This is a genomic window from Micromonospora yongxingensis (genome assembly GCF_052601155.1).
Genome location: NZ_JBQXEO010000033.1, coordinates 1 through 18916 on the forward strand (window position 1 = coordinate 1; position 18916 = coordinate 18916).

Genomic DNA, 18916 nt, shown 5'->3' on the forward strand with positions numbered 1-18916 from the left:
CCCCCCCCCCCCCCCCCCCCCCGCCGCCGACGTCAGCCGCTCGTGCAGACGGTGCCGTTGAGGCTGAACGCGGTGGGCAGCACGTTGGGACCGCTGTACGCGCCGACGAAGCCCGCGCTGACGCTGCCGCCGGCGGCGATCCGCCGGTTGTCGTCGGTCGGGGTGACCCGCACGGCGGTGCCGACCTGCTCCCAACCGGCGCTCCAACCGCTGCTCACCTGCTGCCAGGCCGTCGGCCAGGTCCAGGTGAGTGTCCAGCCGTTGATCGGGCTCGTGCCGTTGTTGGTGATCTCGATGCCACCGATGTAGCCGTTGCCCCAGTCACCGCTGGTGGTGAAGCGGACGCTGCACGCGCTGGCGGCCGGGCTGCCGGTGACGAAGGTGAGCGGCGGCGAGGACCAGGAGACCCGGCCGGCGGTGTCACGGGCCAGCACGTTGACGGTGTACCTGGTGCCGGGCACCAGGTTGCCGGCCGTGAACGAGGTGGCCCTCGTCTCGCCGAGCTGCTCGCTGATCGCACCGTTCTGCCGGTACACCTCGTACTTGGCGATCGGGCTGCCGCCCGGTGCGGCCGCCGGCCAGGAGATCGTCGCCGCCCGGTCGGTGACGCCGCCGGCGGTGGGCTGGCCCGGCGCGGCGGGCCGGCCGGCGGTCGTGCCGGCTGGGCGCAGCACGAGCGTGGTCAGGGAGTACGGCGGCAGCGTACGGCTGGTGGCGGTGCCGGACCGGCCGGTGGCGATACCGGTGGCGCCGTTGGTGAGGGTGGACACCGTCGGCGCATCGGCCGACGGGGCGAACCCCGCGTAGTCGATGGTGACCGGGTGGGCCGTGTCCGGATCCTTGTTGACCAGCAGCACCGCGAGGTCACCGTTGCCCCGGCGGGCGGCGTGCGCGGTGACCAGCGGCTCGTCCGTGCCGGCGCGGACGAACTGGTCGCCGGGCTGGGCGAAGTGCTTCATCATGGTCAGCCCGTGGTAAGGCGCGAACGGTGTGTTCAGGGGTGGCTCGCAGACCGAGCCGTCCTCGGTGCAGGCGCCGCTGGAGAGCATGCCGAAGTCGCCGTAGTCGGTCTGGCCCGCCACCTCCGACACGGTGCCGATGCCGTTGTGGACGTTCCACCAGTGGACGGTGAAGGCGCCGTTCTCCAGCAGCGCGCTGTAGGCGTCGGCCAGGAAGAGCGCCGCCGGCTGCGTGGTGCGGCCCGCGTCGACGTTCAGTTCGGTGAAGCTGATGCCGATGCGTGCGGCGTTCGGGCCGGCGTACCGGGTGAGCTGCTCCCGGAGCAGGTAGGCGGCGTCGGGGATGTGACTGGTCCGGGCCAGCGACTCCGCGGCGGTGCCACCCGGGTACCAGTGCACGTCCACGAAGTCGATCTTCGAGCCGGCGAGGGAGAGCACGGTCTGGTTCCAGGGGCCGGGGTCGCTGCCGGCGGTGATCCCGTCCGGCCAGTTGCCCGGCATCGTCAGCACCGCGCCGACCTTGATGCCCGGGTCGACCGCCTTCATCGCGTCGGCGTACTCGACGACCAGCCGCGCGTACTGGGTCGCGCTCTTGTCCGGATGGTCGTCGGCCTCCCAGGCCGACCCGTAGTGGCCGTTGCCGTAGTTCTCGTTGCCGACCGTCCAGTACCGCGCGCCGTAGCCCCTGGTCACATTGGCGTACCGGACCCAGTCGGCGGCCTCGGCGGGCGAGCCGGTGCCGTAGTTGGCGATGATCATCGGTTGCGCGCCGACCCGCCGGACCGCCGCCATGAAGGTGTCGAAGTCGGTCCCCGGTGCGACATACCCGCCGGGCGCGGTGTGGTCCTTCCAGTGGTAGATGTCGGCGTACGAGCCGCCGGGATAGCGCATCATCCGCACACCGGCGTCGCGCAGCAGATCGGAGGTCTCGGCGCTGCCGAGGTGCTGGTCCCAGATGGCATGGTTGACGCCCAGGGCGGTGTCGGGCACTGTGGCCAGCCCCGCGCGGGCGTTCACGGTCACGGCGACCGGGTCGGGTGCCGCGTTGGCGGTCGGTGGGTTGACGCCGGCGAACGCGCCCACGGCGAGCAGCAGGCTCGCCAGGACTGCCGTCCGGGCTTTCGGTTTCTGCATGGGCTGGGTTCCTTCGCGGAGATGAGTCGCCCGGCCGGTCAGGGTGCGGCGCGGCGACGGGCAGGCTCGTGGACGGATGGCGCTCGTTGGTCCATCGCTCGTGTCCCCGTCCGCCCGGGAATCCGTGGTCGGATCCCGGTTGCCCATTGGACGGGCGTCAGCCCCGCGCGCGGCATGTCATCGACGGCCAAGAATGTCACGGGTCGTTCGACCAACTCAAGCCCGGGACCGGGCCCGACCGCTGCGACGGGAGCGGGAATAATCCCCCGGCATGCGGGGACGATCCGGTGCGGTCAAGCGGTGGTACGGGGAGCACCGGCGGTTCGTCCGCCGTACGCTCCTCGCGCTGGTGGCTGGCGCGGTCCTGCTGACGGGCGGCACGGTGGCCAGCGTGACGTGGGTTCGCGGTGCCGCGGACGGCCACCTCTACAGCGAGGCCGACGTGCCGGAGGCGCCGGTCGCCCTGGTCCTGGGCACCAGGGTGGACGCGGACGGCACGCCGTCGCCGTTCCTCGCTGCGCGGCTGGAGATCGCGCGGCGACTGTTCGTGGGCGGCAAGGTCCGGGCGATCCTGGTGTCCGGCGACAACATGAACGCCGACTACAACGAACCCGCCGCGATGCTGCGATGGCTGGTCGACCGGGGCGTGCCGGCGCGGAAGGTGGTGCTGGACCACGCCGGTTTCGACACGTACGACTCCTGCGCGCGGGCCGAGCAGATCTTCGGGGTGACACGGGCGACCGTGGTGACCCAGTCCTTCCACCTCCCCCGCGCCGTGGCGCTGTGCAGGCGCCTCGGCATCGACGCCAGCGGCGTGGGCGACGAGACCGTGAAGCGGTACGCCCGGACGTGGCGGGTCAGCTCCTCGCGGGAGCACGGCGCCTGCCTCAAGGCCGCGCTGGATCTGCTGTCCGGCCGGGATCCGGCGCATCTCGGCCGCCGTGAGACGGGCATCGAGGACGCCCTCCGCAACGGCTGAGGTCGAACCGCACGCCGGGTTCGCCGTCAGCGGCGCCGGGGTGGCGCAGCGCTGTCGCGGATGACGAGCTCGGTAGCGAGTTCGAGGCGCTCGCTGTCGGTCTTCTCGCCGCCTGCGAGCCGCAGCACGGTCCGTGCGGCCAGCATGCCCATCTCGGCCAGGGGTTGGCGCACCGTCGTCAGTGGAGGGGAGCACCAGCGGACCTCGGGCAGATCGTCGAAGCCGACCACGCTGATGTCGCCGGGCACCCGGAGGCCGCGTTTGCGGACCGCCTCGTAGACACCAAGCGCCATCTGGTCGCTGGAGGCGAAGATGGCGGTGGGCGGGTCGGGCAGGGCCAGCAGCTGCGTACCGGCGAGATAGCCGGTTTCGGGGTGGAAGTTGCCGGGGCGGACGAGGGCGGGATCGACGGGGACACCGGCGGCGCCGAGGGCAGCCCGGTAGCCGTCCAGCCGCGCCCGGCTGCACATCAGGTGCGGTGGTCCGGCGATGAATCCGATGCGGCGGTGGCCGAGGCCGAGCAGGTACTGGTTGGCGCTCAGGCTGCCCGCCCAGTTGGTGGCGCCGATGGTGGGTGATTCCCGCGGGTCGACCCCGGCGGGATCGATGATGACGACCGGAATGTGGAGCCGGCAGAACTCCGCGTGCAACGGTGGGTTCACCATCGAGGTCACGAGGATGACGCCCTCGGTGGAGCGGGCGCGCATGTTGTCGAGCCACTGCTTGGCGGAGGAGATTCGCCAGTGGATGGCCGAGACGGCGGTGCCGACGCCGCTGCTCCTGGCGACCTCCTCCACCCCACGGATGATCTCCACCGCCCACGGGCTGTCCAGGTCGTTGAAGACCAGGTCGATAAGGCCGGCGGCCGTCTGGCGGGTCGGCGACCGGCGGCGGTAGCCGTAGCGGGTGAGCAGTTCCTCGACCCGTTTCCGGGTCTGTGGGGCGACGTCGGAGCGGCCGTTGACGACTCGCGAGACCGTGGGCACGGACACGCCGGCCAGCCGCGCGATCATGGCGATGGTGACGTTCCGGCCGTTGTCGGTGCCCACCATCCGCCCCCTTCGCCTGGTTCGCGCGCTGGTTCGAACCGCCTTCGTAACTTTCGGTGCTTCGGCGGTAATACCGATCGATGGGCGGCACGCTACGAGCCGTCGCCACCCGGGTCAATAGCTCTGTCCTATCGCGAAAAGAACGGCTAGCGTAGTCAGCGGTGCCGCTGCTACGCACGGCGCAAGTTCCGGAAGTTTCCGAAAAGCCGTCCGGAGGAGTCCTCGTGTCGACCGACACCGCTGACGTGGCGACCGCTGCCGGGTCGATCCGCAACCCCGTCCTCGCCGGGTTCCACCCGGATCCGTCGATCCTGCGCGTCGGCGACGACTACTACCTGGCCACCTCGACCTTCGAGTGGTACCCGGGGGTGCGCGTGCACCACTCGCGCGACCTCGTGCACTGGCGCTCCCTGGGCGGGATCATCACCGAGCGTCGCCTGCTGGACCTGCGCGGCTGCGGCGACTCGAACGGGGTGTGGGCACCCGACCTGACCTACCACGACGGGGAGTTCCATCTCGTCTACAGCGACGTGGCGAGCTTCGCCAGCGGCTACTGGGACCCGCAGAACTACCTGATCACCGCCCCCGACATCGCCGGCCCCTGGTCGGACCCGGTGAAGCTGCACGGGCGGGGTTTCGACGCCGCGCTGTTCCACGACGACGGGGCCAGTTGGCTGCTGAGCATGAGCGCGGACTGGCGACCCGGTCGGGACCGCTTCGGCGGCATCGAGATCCAGCAGTACGACCGCGCCGCCCGCCGTCTCGTCGGCCAGCCCCGCATCCTGTTCACCGGCTCCCCGGTCGGCGTCACCGAGGGCCCGCACCTGTACCGCCACGACGGCTGGTACTGGCTGATCACCGCCGAGGGCGGTACCAGCTGGGAGCACCAGGTCACCGTGGCACGGTCACGGGATCTGTTCGGGCCGTACGAGGTGAGCCCGGAGGGGCCCCTGCTCACCTCCGTCGACCGACCCGAGCTGCGGTTGCAGAAGGCCGGTCACGGCAGCCTGGTCCGCGTCCCGGACGGCGGGTGGTACCTGGCGCACCTGGTCGGCCGCCCCTACTCGCCACTCGGCAACTGCGTACTGGGCCGGGAGACCGCGATCCAGCGGGTCGACTGGCCGTCCGGTGGCTGGCCCCGGGTCCCCGGAGGTGTGCCCGCGGAGGAGGTGGCCGCTCCCGACCTGCCCCCGCACCCGTGGCCACCAGAGCCGGCCACGGACCACTTCGACACGCCTGAGCTGAGCCCCTGCTGGTCGACGCTGCGGCGGCCAGCCACTGCCGACTGGCTCGACCTGCGGTCCCGCCCGTCGCACCTACGGATCCACGGCGGGCAGTCGCCGGTGGGCCGGCGGGCCCCGAGCCTGGTCGCCCGGCCCGTCGGCGCCACGCACTGCGCCCTGGAGACCGTGGTCGAGTTCGACCCCGTCGACCACCGCCAGCTCGCCGGGATCACCGCCTACTACAACACCCTCAACTGGCACCACCTCTACCTGACCCGCGCCGACGACGGGCGGACCGTGCTGGAACTGCTCAGCTCGGACAACGGGCGGCGCACCCCGTACCCCGAACTGACCGTCGACGCCAGCGGCGTCACCCGGGTCGGCCTGCGGGCGGTGTTCGACGGACCCGTCGTGCGCTTCGCCTACGACCTCGGTGCCGGTTGGCGGCAGCTTCCGGTGGACCTGGACGCGACAATCCTGTCCGACGAGCACGCCGCGATGATCATCGACGGTGAGCCGGCGGCGTGGGGCTTCACCGGGGCGGTCCTCGGCCTGTGGGTGCAGGACCTCGGCGGCGACGGAGTCCACGCCGACTTCGACCTGGCCACCTACCGGGAGCACGCCTCACCGCCGGACCGGTGACCCGACGCACCGGAACGGGCGAAGCTCCCGGTGGGACAGCGGTCGACCGGGACGACCCTCGTAGGGTGAGGGCATGCCTGAGCGATCTCTGACCTTGATGGCGGTGCACGCCCACCCTGACGACGAGGCGACGAGCACCGGTGGTGTCCTCGCCCGTTACGCGGCGGAAGGGATCACGACGGTGCTCGTGACCTGCACGGACGGACGATGCGGCGACGGCCCCGGAGGGGTCAAGCCCGGCGACCCGGGGCACGACCCGGCCGCCGTCGTGGCGATGCGCCGGGCCGAGCTGGAGGTCAGCTGCGCCGCGTTGAAGGTCACGCACCTGGAGACCCTCGGCTACGCCGACTCCGGGATGATGGGCTGGCCGACGAACCAGGTGCCCGGCTCGTTCTGGACGACGCCCGTGGACGAGGCGGCGGACCGGCTGGCCGACCTGATCCGGCAGTACCGGCCGGACGTCGTCGTCACCTATGACGAGAACGGCTTCTACGGCCACCCGGACCACATCCAGGCCCACCGGATCACCATGGCCGCGGTGGCGAAGACGGACGTCCCCGCGAAGGTGTACTGGACGACCGTGCCTCGCACGATGTTCGTGGAGTTCGGTCGGATCATGCAGGAGCTCGGCGTCGAGTGGGCCGAGCCCGACGAGCCGGGGCCGGAGCTGGGCCTGCCGGACGACGAGATCAGCACCTGGGTGGACACGAGCAGCTACAGCTCGCAGAAGTTCGACGCGTTGGCCGCGCACGCCAGCCAGACCGAGAACATCTTCTTCCTGCAACTCGGGCGGGAGCGGTTCGCCGAACTGATGGGCCTGGAGACCTTCGTCCGCGTCCGTGACACCACCGACGCGCCGGTACCCGAGGACGACCTCTTCGCCGGACTGCGCTGACCAGGACGGACGGAAACGTGGTCGGCCCGGCCGTCGAGCCGGGCCGACCACGTCGGACGGCAGCGACCGGACCGGGACCCAACGACGCACTTCCACGGGTACCGCCAGGTTTGACAGCCAATAGACACACTGCTATTTGTTAACAGAGTTTCCTGATGCTCGCGGCGCCCCTCGGGGCCGATCCGCCGCACGGGGGCGATACACCGGCCGGCGGCATGCCGCCCCTTCCCCGAGGAGCACCATGGTTCGCACGAGGACACCGGCCTACGTCGTGGGCGCCCTGCTGATCGGCGTCGCGGCGGTCGGCTACGGCCTGCCGTCGGCCAGCGCCGCGACCGCCGGCCCGATCACCGGCCTCGGCGGCAAGTGCATCGACGTCGCCGGCGCCAACCCGGCGAACGGCACGCCGGTCCAGCTCTACGACTGCAACGGCAGCGCCGCCCAGACGTGGACGGTCGGCAACGCCGACAGCTCGATCCGGGCACTCGGCAAGTGCCTCGACGTCACCGCCGCGTCGACCGCCAACGGCGCCAAGGTGCAGCTGTACGACTGCAACAGCACCGGCGCCCAGAAGTGGACGGCCAGCAACGGTGCGCTCGTCAACGCCGGCTCCGGCAAGTGCCTCGACGTCACCGACCGGAGCACGGCCAACGGCACCCGGTTGCAGATCTGGAGCTGCGCGGGCACCCCCAACCAGCAGTGGACCCTGCCCGGTGGGGGCGGCCCCACCACCCCGGCCGGACCCAACCTCGACGACCCGGCGAAGAAGGACGTCGCCATGCAGCTCGTCTCGGCGGCGGAGAACTCCTCGCTCGACTGGCGCGCGCAGTTCTCCTACATCGAGGACATCGGCGACGGGCGGGGCTACACCGCCGGCATCATCGGCTTCTGCTCCGGCACCGGTGACATGCTGCAACTGGTCGAGGCGTACACGCGCACCAAGCCCGGCAACGTGCTCGCCGCGTACCTGCCGGCGCTGCGCGCCGTCAACGGCACCGACTCGCACGCCGGCCTCGACCCCAACTTCCCCCGCGACTGGCGGGCCGCGGCCACAGACGCCACGTTCCGGGCCGCGCAGGAGTCCGAACGGGACCGGGTCTACTTCAACCCGTCGGTACGCGACGGCAAGGCCGACCAGGTCCGGGCGCTCGGCCAGTTCGCCTACTACGACGCCGCGGTGATGCACGGGTACGAGGGCATGCGGGCGATCCGTAACCGCGCTCTCGCCCGGGCGAAGCCCCCGGCTCAGGGTGGCGACGAGCGGGTCTGGCTCAACGCGTTCCTGGACGAGCGGGTCATCGAGATGAAGAAGGAGGCGGCCCACTCCGACACGTCCCGAGTGGACACGGCCCAGCGGGTCTTCCTCAACAACGGCAACTTCGACCTGAACACGCCGCTGGTGTTCGCCGTCTACGGCGAGCAGTTCCGCATCGGCTAGGTCCTCGCCGGATGGATGGCGACGGGCGCCGCGCCCTGCTCGGCCTGCTGTCGCAGGGTCGGCAGGGCCGGCGCCAACGCCACCAGCATGCACAGACCACTGATCGGGAGCAGGTCGAGGGTGGCCACCGGCAGGACGATCCCGACGAGCAGCAGTGGAGCACTCCACCACCGCAGCCGCCGCCGGGCCGCGAGCATGCCCGCGAGGACGACCAGGCCGAGGAAGAAGAGCTGGGGTACGACGTCGTAGAAGGCCACCTCGACGCCGGGTATGGACTTGAAGTCCGCGCCGAGCGCCGACATCTCCGCCCGGTCGGCGGCCATCAGCCCTTCCACGATGTCGGCGAGGAACTGCACCATCGTGGCGGCGAGCCCGACCAGCGTCACGCTCACCACCGCCGTTCGCCAGCGGCTGGGTGGTAGCAGACGGGACAGCGCGAGGACCGCCGGGACGAAGAACACCATGCCCGCGAGGCCGAGCAGGTGCGCGGCCTGCCAGTCGAAGCCCGGGCCGTACACCCCGTCGGACCTGCCCCACAGACGCACCAGTCCGTACGCCGCGATACCGACAGGCCCGGCGATCACAAAGAATGCACCACGTCTCATGCCGGGAATCATCTGCCCGCCGGTGCCCCGGCGACCTCCGGGCAGAGCCCGGCCCGGCCCCTGATTCTGTTCTCAGGTCTTCCACCGACGACCCTGAGCGGGTACGTCAGACACCCGGTGCCCGTGCACCGTGGGTCAGCGCCGGTCGAGTTCCGCCTCGAGCCGCTGGATGAGCGTCTTGCGGGCCTTGCCGTCGCGCTCGGTGCGCAGGGCAGCCTTGAGCTGTCGGGTGTCGAGCCCACGGACGAGCTTCGCCGCCTCGGCGACCGGCAGCTCCGACAGCCGTTCCGCCGTGGTGGCGTCCTTGCGCGCCCGCTTGGCCGGCTGGGTGTTCGACACGTACTGCCGCCCGGACCGCGACGCCTCGCGTTTCTTGGCGTCGGTCGCGCGCTTCTCGGCGTCGGACAGCTCCTCCCAGGCGCGCTTGGGCAGGTATCGGCTCGTCGTGCCACCGTGACGTGCCCGGGCGTCGCCCTCCTTGGTCTGCCATTTCTCGTTTCCCCACCGCTGCAGGGACTTCTGCCGCTCGTCCTTGGGGCCCTCGAAGCCCCCGCCGCGCCTCTTGTACTCCTGAGTGAGCAGCTGCGACTTACGTGCCGACCACTGCCCCTTCCTGCCGCCCTTGTCGGAAGCCTGGATTTCTTCCTTGATCTGTTCTCTGAGTTCGGGCTTCGTGTACCGCGCCATGAACGGCAGCTACCCGGCACCGCATCGCCTATGCCTTCCGCGCGGCGGCTTGACCTCAACCTCACGCGAGGTTCTAGCCTGCTTGCCGGAGGTACGGCATGAGCATGGAAGTGACCGCGTGGATGTCCCTGCACCACGCGATGAACGCGCAGGACGAACGACCACTGTCCCGGGCCACCCTGAAGCGGATCGCACGGTTCGCGCGGCCGCACCGTACCTTGATCATGAGGTTCCTGCTGTTGAGCGTGGTGACGGCGGTCCTCACCGTTGCGGCGCCGGTGCTCGCCGGTCGGGTCGTCGAGGCCATCGTCGACGGCGCCGACAGCGGCATCGTGATCCGGTTGGCGGTGCTGATCGCCGTGATCGCCCTGGCCGAGGCCGGCCTGGGTCTGGTGACGCGGTTCCTGTCCGCCAGCATCGGTGAGGGGCTGATCGTCCAGCTGCGGACGGCCGTCTTCGACCACGTGCAGCGCATGCCGGTGGCGTTCTTCACCCGGACCCGCACCGGTGCGCTGGTCAGCCGCTTGAACAACGACGTGATCGGCGCGCAGCGGGCCTTCAGCGACACCCTGTCCAGTGTGGTCGGCAACGCCGTCACACTGATCCTGACCCTGGCGGTCATGCTCAGCTTCTCGTGGCAGATCACGCTGCTGGCGCTGGTGCTGCTGCCGATCTTCGTTCTCCCGGCCCGCCGGATGGGTTCGAGGCTCGCCCAGTTGCAGCGCGAAGCGGCCGAGCACAACGCGGCCATGAGCACCCGGATGACCGAACGCTTCTCCGCACCCGGCGCGACGCTGGTCAAGCTGTACGGGCGTCCGGCCGAGGAGTCGGCCGAGTTCGCGGCCCGGGCGCGACGTGTGCGTGACATCGGCATCCGCGCCGCCATGCTCCAGTGGGTCTTCATCACCGCGCTGACCGTCGTCGGCTCGCTGGCGCTGGCCCTGGTCTACGGGCTGGGTGGTCTCTACGCCCTGAGGGGCAGCCTCGACGCCGGCACCGTGGTCGCGCTCGCGCTGCTCCTGTCGCGCCTCTACGCGCCGTTGACGTCGCTGGCCAGCGCCCGGGTCGAGGTGATGAGCGCGCTGGTGAGCTTCGAGCGGGTGTTCGAGGTCCTCGACCTCAAGCCGCTGATCCTCGACAGGGCCGACGCCCGGCCGCTTCCCGACGGGCCGGTCGCTGTGGAGTTCGACGAGGTCCGTTTCGGCTACCCGTCGGCTGACAAGGTGTCGCTCGCGTCCCTGGAGGATGTGGCGAAGCTCGATACGCGCGGCGGCGAGGAGGTGCTGCACGGCGTGTCGTTCCGCGCCGAGGCGGGGCAGATGGTCGCCCTGGTGGGCTCCTCCGGGGCGGGCAAGTCGACGATCGCCCAGCTCGTGCCCCGCCTGTACGACGTCGAGGACGGCGCGGTGAAGCTCGCCGACGTCGACGTCCGCGACCTGTCGGCCGAGTCGATCCGGTCGGCCCTCGGCGTGGTGACCCAGGACGGGCACCTGTTCCACGAGAGCATCCGCGCCAACCTGGCGTTCGCCCGGCCGGACGCGACCGAGGACGAGATGTGGGACGTCCTGCGGCGGGCCCGCCTGGACGCCCTGGTCCGTTCACTCCCGGACGGGCTCGACACGATCGTCGGTGAACGCGGCTACCGCCTGTCGGGCGGGGAACGGCAACGGCTCACCATCGCGCGGCTCCTGCTGGCCCGTCCCCGGGTGGTCATCCTCGACGAGGCCACGGCCCATCTGGACTCCACGTCGGAAGCTGCCGTGCAGGACGCCCTCGCCGAGGCGCTGACCGGGCGGACGAGTGTGGTCATCGCGCACCGGCTGTCCACCATCCGCGCGGCCGACCAGATCCTCGTCATCGAGGACGGGCGCGTCGTCGAACGCGGGCGACACACCGACCTGCTCGCCGCCGGCGGCCGGTACCAGGAGCTGTACCGCACCCAGTTCGACGAGGAGGAACCGGCGGTTCCCAAGGAGCGCCTGGCGAGCCTCTGAGGAGTGCCGCCGCCCACCACGGCGCACCGTGGTGGGCGGCGGCGCCATCCGGCGGTCAGTCGTCGTCGCCGGACTCGTCGTCATCGTCGTCGTCACTGTCGTCACTGTCGTCACCGTCGTCGTCGACCGGCTCCTGTTCGGCCTTGACCACCGTGCCGTTGTCCCGGTCGACGTCCACCTCGTGCTCGGTGTCGCCGGCCACGATCTCGACGCTCCAGACCGGGCGGCCGTGCTCCTGCTCGGCCTCGACCTCGACGATCCGGCCACCGCCGGCCCGGGCGAGCGCGATCTCGCCGGCGCGCTGCTCGTCGACCGCCCCGGCCGCCGGAGAACCGCCGCCCGACGGGGCGCCACTCGACGGCGCGTTACCCGACGGTGCCGCGCTGGACGGCGTACCGCTGCCCGGCGCGGGGGCCGTACCGCTGGTGGCGCTGTCGTCCGGCGCGTCGGTGGTCGTCGGCTCGGCCGTGACGGCGGCGAGTGCCGTGGCGCCGGCCCGCGAGCCGTCGGCGGCGTTGACGCCGAGGGCGACCCCGCCCACAGCGAGCACCGCCGCCCCGCCGACCGACGCCAGGAGCAGAGAGTTGCGCTTCATCGTGGTGTCCACCTTTCCTCGTTGTCGACTTCGAGGATCGGCCGGATCGGGATAGCACCGCGCTGTCCGGAGGCTAAGGCCGGGTTAAGCCCTTCTCGGCCGGCCCGGCCCCGCCATCCGTCGGCCGCGGCTCGGGCGGCGGCGGCCCGAGCCGGAGCAGCACCTGAGCACCGCCTCCCGGAGCGGTCCGCAGCTCCAGCCGCCCACCACCGGCCTGTGCGGCACGCCGGGCGATGTCCAGACCCAGGCCGGTCGAGCCGGCCGCGCTGGCGCCTCGCCGGACCGACCCGGTCGGCATACCCGGGCCCTCGTCGGTGACCGTGAGCAGCACCTGCCCGCCCTCCCGGACGAGCCGCACGGCGAAGGGCGTCCCGTCGGGGGTGTGCGCGAAGACGTTGCCGAGCAGGGCGTCCACGGCCGCCGTCAGGTCGTCGGCGGGCACACCGACGGGAAGCGGGCCGGGTGCCAGGTCGAGGGTGACGGCACGGCCGGTGTCCTCGGCCAGCACCGACCAGAACGCGACCCGGTCGCCGACGATCGTCGCCGCGTCCGAGACGACCGGTCCCGCCGCCGGGGACCGCCGCCACCGGGCCTGCCGGATCAGGCCGGTGACCGCCCGTTCCAGCGCGTCGGCGGCGGCCGTGATCCGGGCCGCGTCGTCCGGGTCGCGCAGCGACTCCGCCTCCAGCCGCAACGCCGTCAACGGCGTACGCAGCCGGTGCGACAGGTCGGCGACCTGTTCACGCTCCTGCACCAGGAGCACCTGGATCCGCCCCGCCAGATGGTTGAGCGCCCCGGCCACCTCGCGTAGCTCCGCCGGGCCGGCCGGTACGACCCGGGCGTCCAGTTCGGCGTTCGCCAGGCGGTTCGACACCGCGGACAGCTCGCCGATGGGCCGGACCAGGGTGCGCGCCAGCCGATCGGCGACGGCCAACCCGATCAGCACCAGGACCACTCCGAGCAGGGCCAGCACCAGCCAGGCCCGGGTCACCCCGCTGGTCAGCTCGTCCCGGGGGACCACGGTCCGGATCACCCCGGTGCCGTCCGCCCTGCCCTGCACGGCGATGACGACCTCCCGGCCGGCCGCCGACTCCCCGGTGAGGCTCTGCCCCCGCTCGGCCAGCGCCACCGCCGGCGTACGGGGTGTCTGCGCGCCGAGCACCGTGCCGTCCGGCAGGAAGACGCTCACCGGTCGGCCGGACTCCGCCGCGAGCTGCTCGACGGTCAGCCGGATGGTCGCCGCGTCCGCGGTGCCGACCACCGGCACCAGGCTCTGCGCGTCGGCGGTGGCCCGGACCGTGGCCCGGTCCTCGGCGACGGTGCGGACCAGCAGCGCCAGCGGCACCAGGAACGCGATCAGGGTGAGCACGCTGACCGCGGCGACCAGCAGCGCGAGGCGAGCCCTCACCGCTGCTCCCCCGGCGCCTCCAGCCGCACCCCGACGCCCCGCACGGTGTGCAGGTAGCGGGGCTGCTGGGCGCTCTCGCCCAGCTTGCGGCGCAGCCAGGACAGATGCACGTCGACGGTCTTGTCGGCACCGCCGTACGGGATCTGCCACACCTCGGTGAGCAGTTCGCGCTTGGTGACCACCTGGCCCGGCCGGCCGGCGAGGTGATGCAGCAGGTCGAACTCACGCGGCGTCAGCTCCACCGGCGCCTCGTCCAGGGTGACCTGACGAGCCCGGGGGTCGATCCGCAGCCCACCCACGACCAGCGACGGGTCCGCCCCGCCGGCTCCGGAGGGACCGCGCCGGAGCACCGCCCGGGCGCGGGCGTCGAGCTGCGCCGCGGTGAACGGCTTGACCACGTAGTCGTCGGCGCCCGCGTCGAGGACCCGCACGATCTCGGCCTCGTCGTCGCGGGCGGTGGCCACGATGACCGGCACCGAGCTGACCGCGCGCAGCATCCGCAGCAGCTCGCGCCCGTCCAGGTCGGGCAGGCCCAGGTCGAGCACGACGAGGTCGGGCCGGTCGTCCAGCGCGTCACGGAGCCCGGCCATCGCCGTCGAGGCCGCGGCCACCGCGTGACCGCGTTCCCGTAGTGCCCGGATCAGCGGCGTACGGATCGTCAGGTCGTCCTCGATGAGCAGCAGGCGGGCCACAGGTGGCAGGCTAGCCGCTGCGGCCGGGACCGGCGCGGACGTTAACACTGCCTTAGCGTCCCGATGTGCCAGCCACAACCCTGGATCGGGGATAGTCATCCGATGGGCCGTCGTTCGATCCTCGTCGCCGCAGGGTGGGTGGCCACCGCCGCCGTGGCCACCCTCATCGGGTTGGGCGCCATCCAACTGGTGGGCGAGAGCATCACCGGAACCCCGGGCGGGGTGCGCAGCGAGGCGGAGATCGAACGGGCGCTCGCCTCGCCGGAACCGCTGCCCGCCGGCACGACGAGCGCCGCGCCGACCGCCCGGGGCACGGTGAGCGCCGCGCCGACCGCCACCCCCGGAGTGCGCCGGGGGTTCGCCACCGACGGCGGCACGGCCGTGGCCGAGTGCGGCCCCGGTGGGGTACGCCTCGTCTCCTGGGCGCCCGCGCAGGGTTACCGGGTCAGAGACGTCGACCGGGGCCCGGACGACGACGTCGAGGTCACGTTCAAGGGGTCGGCCGGCGAGTACGAGCTGAAGGTGCGCTGCATCGGCTCGGAGCCGGTGGCGGTCGCCGACGACTGACCCACCGCGCGCCACCCGCCTCTCGGCGAACGACGGACGTGGCCGGCACGGAGATCCGTGCCGGCCACGTCATCGGTGGTGGTTCAGCTGGCGTACGCCTCCACCTCCCAGAGCGAGTGCCCGTATCCGGTGCCCCGGGCGGTGCCGTTGATCCGCAGGTAGCGACCGTTGGCGCCGAGCGCGGTGTGCTCGTCCACGCCGCCGTCGGCGCCGGGCACCGTCTTCACGGTGGTCCAGGTGGTGCCGTCGTTCGAGGTCTGGATCTGGTAGGCGCTGCTGTACGCCGCCTCCCAGCTCAGCTTGACCCGACCGATCGCGGTGGGACTGCCGAGGTCGACGCGGATCCACTGCGGGTCGGAGAACGTGCTCGACCAGCGGGTGGTGAGGCTGCCGTCGACCGCCTGGGCGCCGGTCACGTCGGCCCCCTCGTTGCTGGACGTCAGCGTCGGTTTGTTCAGCAGCAGGTTGGTACCGGGGCCGGTGGGACCGCCGGTGCCGCCGTACACCTCGAACTCGAACAGCGAGTAGCCCCAGGCGGTCCCCCGGGTGGTGCCGAGGAGCCGGACGTACCGGCCGGAGCCGGTGAGCCCGGTCAGGTCGTCCACGCCGCCGTCGCCGCCGGTCACCGTACGGATCGTGGTGAAGTTGATCCCGTCCGGCGAGGTCTGGATCTGGTAGCCGCTGCCGTACGCCGCCTCCCAGGTCAGCTTGACCCGGTTGATGGCGTAGGAGGCGCCGAGGTCCACGTCGATCCACTGCGGGTCACCGAACGCGCTGCCCCAGCGGGTGCCGGCCACGCCGTCGAACGCGTTGCCGGCGACGAAGGCACCCTCGAAACTGGACGCCCGGGCGGGCCTGCCCTGGGCCAGGTTTCCGCCCGGCGGGTCGGGGTCGGGATCCGGCCCGGGACCACCGGGGCTGGTGGAGAGGGTGAACTCGTCGATGTCGAACCACGGGCCGGCGCCCTTGAACACCAGGAACAGGGTCCGGGTGCCGGTCGGGGCGGTGACCCCGCCGGTGACCGTGGCGAAGTTGGCATACCCACCGGTGGGTACGACGGTGGCCGAGCCGACCAGCGGCCCGGTGGGCGAGTCGACCCGCAGCTCCAGTGTGCCGCCGCCGCCGGCCGGGGCGCCGACCCTGGCACTGAACGACTGGACGCCGGTCAGGTTGTACGGCTGGAACGAGATCCAGTCGTTGTTGTCGATGTATCCCACCGCGGCGCCGCCGTGCCCGGCTGCCCCGGCGACGACCTGGACGCCGGACGAGTCGCCGAAGTGTTCGGCCTGACGGACACGCGGTTGAAGGACCGCCTGGGTGTGGGTGGTCAGCGCGGGCTGGCCACCGCCGCCCAGGTCGGTGTACTCGGCGTCGATGATGCCGAAGATGTTCGCCGCGGTGTCGTGCTCGCCGTCGGCCGAGGTCTGGATGACCCCGGTGCAGCCCTGCACGCTGCCGAGCTGGTGGCCGTGCGAGTCGTGACCGAGGACGTAGTTCACCTTCACCCGGGCGCAGTTGATGGCACCGTCCTGGGCGTCGGTGACGGTCACGGTGAACGGCACCGCGTCCCCGAAGCTGAACGTCTGCCCGTTCAACGGGGTGTTCACCCGGACCACCGGGGCGCTGTTGCCGACGGTGACGACCACGCTCGCGGTGGCCGTCTTGCCGGTGGTGTCCCGGACCGTCAGCGTCGGGCTGCGGGTCCCGTTGGTGGTGTACGTGAAGCTCGGGTTCGCCGCGGTCGAGTCGGTCGTGCCGTTGTTGTCGAAGTCCCAGGCGTAGGTGAACGGGTCACCGTCCGGGTCGAGTGTGCCGGCCGAGGAGAACGCCACGGTCAACGGCGCCGTGCCGCTGGTCGGGGTGGCCGAGACCACCGCGCGGGGCGCCCTGCCCTCGCGGGCGTACTCGATGCGGTACAGCGCCGAGTTGGCGTCGCCGTTGAACCAGCCGGTGCCGTAGTCGAGGACGTAGAGGGCGCCGTCGGGGCCGAACTCCATGTCCATGACCTGGGTGCCGGTCCACGGGAACGGGTTGATCTTCAGCGGCTGGCCGGCCGGGTCGAGCTTGATGTTCTTGATCCAGCGGCGGCCGAACTCGCCGGCGAAGTAGGTCCCGTCGTAGTACTGCGGGAACGCCACGTCCGAGGTGTTGTTCGGGTCGTACCGGTAGACCGGGCCGCCCATCGGGGACAGGCCGCCACCGGTGAACTCCGGCGGGGAGCCCGAACCGCCGTACGGCAGCCACGCCGGAACGGCCGGCGGCAGCTGGGTGATGCCGGTGTTGTTGGGTGAGTTGTTGACCGGCCCGCCCGCGCAGTTGAACTTCGGCCCGGACGGGCCGGACGGGAAGGTGTAGTCGTTGTAGGCGTCGTTGCGGGCGGTGCAGTACGGCCAGCCGTAGAAGCCGGGCCGGTCGATCCGGGCGAACTCCACGTTGCCCGCCGGCCCCCGGTTCGGGTCGGCGGTGCCCGCGTCGGGACCGTAGTCACCGAGGTAGACGATGCCGGTGGCCTTGTCCACGCTCATCCGGAACGGGTTGCGGAAGCCCATCGCGTAGACCTCCGGACGGGTCCGCGCGGTGCCGGGGGCGAACATGTTGCCCGCCGGGATGGTGTAGCCGCCGGCCGCGCTCGGCTTGATCCGGAGCACCTTGCCCCGGAGGTCGTTGCTGTTGGCCGAGGTGCGCTGGGCGTCGAAGGCCGGGTTGCGGCCGGCCCGCTCGTCGATCGGCGTGAAACCGGCCGAGTCGAACGGGTTGGTGTCGTCGCCGGTGGACAGGTACAGGTTGCCGGCAGCGTCGAAGTCCATGTCACCGCCGACGTGGCAGCACATGCCCCGGCTCGTCGGCACGTCCAGGACCAGCGTCTCGCTGGCCACGTTGATGGTGTTGTCCGCGTTCACGGTGAACCGGGACAGTCGGTTGACGCCGTTCCAGGCGGCGAAGTCGGCCGCGGTGCCGGTGGCCGGCGCGCCACCGCCGGGCGTGCTGAGTGGCGGTGCGTAGTACGCGTACACCCAGCGGTTGGTGGCGAAGTTCGGGTCGGCCTTGATCCCCTGCAGGCCCTCCTCGTCCCCGGTGTAGACCGGCAGCGTGGCGGCGACCTTCGTGTTGCCGGCCGCGTCGGTGTGCCGGATCACGCCGTTGCGCGAGGTGTGCAGCACGCCCCGGTCGGGCAGGACGGTGAGGCTCATCGGCTCGCCGGTCTCGGCCGCGCCCTTGGCCAGCTCCACCTGCTGGAAGTTGCTGTTGACCGTGGCGCCGCAGTCCGCGTCGACCGCACCGGCGGCCGTCATGATGCCGCCGAGCAGGTGCTGGCGGAAGTTCGCCTCGGTGTACGACCCGTCGGTGTGGCCCAGGCCGGTGTACCAGGACCGGCCGCCGGAGTAGTTCTGGCACCACGAGATCGGGTGGTCGGACCCCATGCTCCCGCCGGTGTAGGTGCTCTCGTCCAACGTGGCCAGCACGTGCGCGTTGCCCCGGGGGTTGGTGCGGTAGTTGTACCACTCGTCCAGCCGGGTCCACCGTTGCGGCAGCGTCGCGGTGGACGGGTGCACCTGGTCGGCGACCTTGATGGTGGCGGTCTGGTCGGCCGGGTGCGAGGCGAAGTACGCCCCGACCAGCCCGCCGTACCAGGGCCAGTCGTACTCGGTGTCGGAGGCGGCGTGCACGCCCACGTACCCGCCACCGCCCTGGATGTAGCGCTCGAACGCGCCCTGCTGGGCGGCGTTGAGCACGTCGCCGGTGGTGGACAGCCAGATCACCGCGGCGAACCGGTCCAGGTTGGCATCGGTGAACTGGGTCGAGTCCTCGGTGGTCTCGACGGTGAACCCGTTGGCGGCGCCGAGCTGCTGGATGGCCGCGATGCCGGGGCCGATGGAGCCGTGCCGGAATCCGGCGGTCTTGCTGAACACCAGCACGGTGAACGGTGCGGCGCTGGCCGTGGGTGGCACGGCGACGATGCCGCCCACCACGAGGATCGCGCTCAGCACGGCGCCGAGCCACGATCTCAGGGATCTGCGCACGGTAGGTCCTTTCGCGGTGCGGGGACG

14 protein-coding genes are annotated in these 18916 nt (G+C 71.8%); 6 read left to right on the forward strand and 8 right to left on the reverse strand.

The features are described from left to right. Positions 1-32 precede the first annotated feature (32 nt). On the reverse strand, positions 33-2093 hold the full coding sequence (locus ACTWLT_RS28385; RefSeq protein ID WP_445320994.1) for a cellulose binding domain-containing protein: 2061 nt from the start codon (positions 2091-2093) through the stop codon (positions 33-35). A gap of 271 nt (positions 2094-2364) precedes the next feature. Between ACTWLT_RS28385 and ACTWLT_RS28390 the strand changes: the two genes are divergently transcribed. Next, positions 2365-3072 (forward strand): SanA/YdcF family protein, encoded by a 708-nt coding sequence (locus tag ACTWLT_RS28390; RefSeq protein ID WP_445320995.1) that lies wholly within the window; start codon positions 2365-2367, stop codon positions 3070-3072. A gap of 26 nt (positions 3073-3098) precedes the next feature. Here ACTWLT_RS28390 and ACTWLT_RS28395 read toward each other — a convergent pair whose 3' ends face one another. Further along, entirely contained in the window at positions 3099-4124 is a 1026-nt protein-coding gene (locus ACTWLT_RS28395) for a LacI family DNA-binding transcriptional regulator (RefSeq protein WP_445320996.1), read from the reverse strand. A gap of 221 nt (positions 4125-4345) precedes the next feature. Here ACTWLT_RS28395 and ACTWLT_RS28400 point away from each other — a divergent pair, with 221 nt between their 5' ends. The 3 genes from ACTWLT_RS28400 to ACTWLT_RS28410 all read left to right on the forward strand — a co-directional run bounded on the left by ACTWLT_RS28400 (position 4346) and on the right by ACTWLT_RS28410 (position 8319). Next, positions 4346-5986 (forward strand): glycoside hydrolase family 43 protein, encoded by a 1641-nt coding sequence (locus tag ACTWLT_RS28400; RefSeq protein ID WP_445320997.1) that lies wholly within the window; start codon positions 4346-4348, stop codon positions 5984-5986. A gap of 73 nt (positions 5987-6059) precedes the next feature. After that, entirely contained in the window at positions 6060-6881 is an 822-nt protein-coding gene (locus ACTWLT_RS28405) for a PIG-L family deacetylase (protein ID WP_445320998.1), read from the forward strand. A 241-nt stretch (positions 6882-7122) separates the two neighbouring features. Continuing rightward, entirely contained in the window at positions 7123-8319 is a 1197-nt protein-coding gene (locus ACTWLT_RS28410) for a chitosanase (RefSeq protein ID WP_445320999.1), read from the forward strand. Here ACTWLT_RS28410 and ACTWLT_RS28415 read toward each other — a convergent pair. Together ACTWLT_RS28415 and ACTWLT_RS28420 are read right to left on the reverse strand one after the other, a co-directional pair. After that, a complete protein-coding gene (locus ACTWLT_RS28415) occupies positions 8316-8924 on the reverse strand; it encodes a hypothetical protein (RefSeq protein ID WP_445321000.1) in 609 nt (202 codons plus the stop codon). The two genes, ACTWLT_RS28410 and ACTWLT_RS28415, sit on opposite strands and share 4 nt — an antisense overlap. A gap of 135 nt (positions 8925-9059) precedes the next feature. Further along, entirely contained in the window at positions 9060-9611 is a 552-nt protein-coding gene (locus ACTWLT_RS28420; RefSeq protein WP_445321001.1) for a DUF5872 domain-containing protein, read from the reverse strand. A 98-nt stretch (positions 9612-9709) separates the two neighbouring features. Between ACTWLT_RS28420 and ACTWLT_RS28425 the strand changes: the two genes are divergently transcribed. Continuing rightward, positions 9710-11605, forward strand: coding sequence for an ABC transporter ATP-binding protein (locus ACTWLT_RS28425; RefSeq protein ID WP_445321002.1), 1896 nt, complete (start codon positions 9710-9712; stop codon positions 11603-11605). A 55-nt stretch (positions 11606-11660) separates the two neighbouring features. Here ACTWLT_RS28425 and ACTWLT_RS28430 read toward each other — a convergent pair whose 3' ends face one another. The 3 genes from ACTWLT_RS28430 to ACTWLT_RS28440 form a co-directional block, all read right to left on the reverse strand. After that, positions 11661-12212, reverse strand: coding sequence for a PepSY domain-containing protein (locus ACTWLT_RS28430; RefSeq protein ID WP_445321003.1), 552 nt, complete (start codon positions 12210-12212; stop codon positions 11661-11663). Between the two features lie 61 nt (positions 12213-12273). Continuing rightward, positions 12274-13608, reverse strand: a complete 1335-nt coding sequence (locus tag ACTWLT_RS28435) for a HAMP domain-containing sensor histidine kinase (RefSeq protein WP_445321004.1) — start codon at positions 13606-13608, stop codon at positions 12274-12276. Next, positions 13605-14300: a response regulator transcription factor gene (locus ACTWLT_RS28440; RefSeq protein WP_445321005.1), complete on the reverse strand. Its 696-nt coding sequence runs from the start codon at positions 14298-14300 to the stop codon at positions 13605-13607. Before ACTWLT_RS28440 ends, ACTWLT_RS28435 begins: the two co-directional genes overlap by 4 nt. 102 nt (positions 14301-14402) lie before the next feature. Here ACTWLT_RS28440 and ACTWLT_RS28445 point away from each other — a divergent pair, with 102 nt between their 5' ends. Then, positions 14403-14867 (forward strand): septum formation initiator, encoded by a 465-nt coding sequence (locus ACTWLT_RS28445; protein ID WP_445321006.1) that lies wholly within the window; start codon positions 14403-14405, stop codon positions 14865-14867. A gap of 83 nt (positions 14868-14950) precedes the next feature. On the opposite strand, the gene ACTWLT_RS28450 is transcribed toward ACTWLT_RS28445, so the two are convergent. Beyond that, positions 14951-18889 carry a ThuA domain-containing protein gene (locus ACTWLT_RS28450; RefSeq protein ID WP_445321007.1) on the reverse strand — a complete coding sequence of 1313 codons (3939 nt, stop codon included), beginning with the start codon at positions 18887-18889 and terminating at the stop codon, positions 14951-14953. Positions 18890-18916 lie beyond the last annotated feature (27 nt).